The sequence below is a fragment of the Streptomyces sulfonofaciens genome (assembly GCF_014656295.1).
GTDB classification, from domain to species: Bacteria; Actinomycetota; Actinomycetes; order Streptomycetales; family Streptomycetaceae; genus Streptomyces; species Streptomyces sulfonofaciens.
Window position 1 is genome coordinate 1 of record NZ_BNCD01000077.1, and the last position, 850, is coordinate 850.

Consider the following 850-nt stretch of genomic DNA (forward strand, 5'->3'; position numbering starts at 1 on the left):
ACCCTGCGGTCCTCGGCGGGCAGCACCCGGCCGGACAGCGCCAGCGCCATGTGGTCGCCGACGGGCATGTCCACGTCGGCGTCCTCGGGCCGGCACAGCGCCACGGGGCCCACGCTGCCCGCGCAGGTCCACGGGGTGAGGTCGTCCTCGCGCTCCAGCAGCGCCACGGAGTCCATGGCGAAGGTCTCGCGGACCCGCTCGAGGAGCGCGGTCAGCGGTGTCTCACCGCGCAGGACGTTCCCGGCCAGCGAGGACAGCACCTGCGACTCGGCACGCAGCCTGGCCGCCTGCTGGGTACGGCGGGCGGCCAGGTCGACCACGGAGGCGACGGCGACGGCGACCGCCACGAAGACCAGGATGGCGACGATGTTCTCGGGGTCGGCGATGGTGACGCGGTGCACCGGAAAGGTGAAGAACCAGTTGAGCAGGACCGAGCCGACGGCCGCGGAGGCCAGCGCGGGCACCAGCCCGCCGAGCAGGGCGGCGGCGACGGTGAGGGCGAGGAAGAGCAGCATGTCGTTGGCGAGGCCGAGATCGGCGCCGGTGCGGGAGAGCAGCAGGGCGAGCAGCGCGGGCCCGGCCACGCCGGTCAGCCAGCCGCTGACGGTCCGGGTGCGACCGAGGCGGGCACCGCGTGCGACGGGCAGTCCGCGGCCCTTGGCGACCTCCTCGTGGGTCACGATGTGCACGTCCAGGTCGGGGCCCGACTCACGGGCCACGGTGGCGCCCACCCCGGGCCCGAAGACGTACTGCCAGGTCTTGCGGCGGGAGGAGCCCAGCACTATCTGGGTGGCGTTGTGGCCGCGGGCGAAGGCGAGGAGCGCTTCGGGCACGTCGTCGCCGATGACAT

Annotated in this window: 1 protein-coding gene; it reads right to left on the minus strand. The window is 74.0% G+C overall.

Annotated elements, in window-relative coordinates:
- Positions 1-850: DUF4118 domain-containing protein (locus IE313_RS34635; protein ID WP_189939349.1), on the minus strand; the 850-nt coding region annotated here is incomplete at both ends.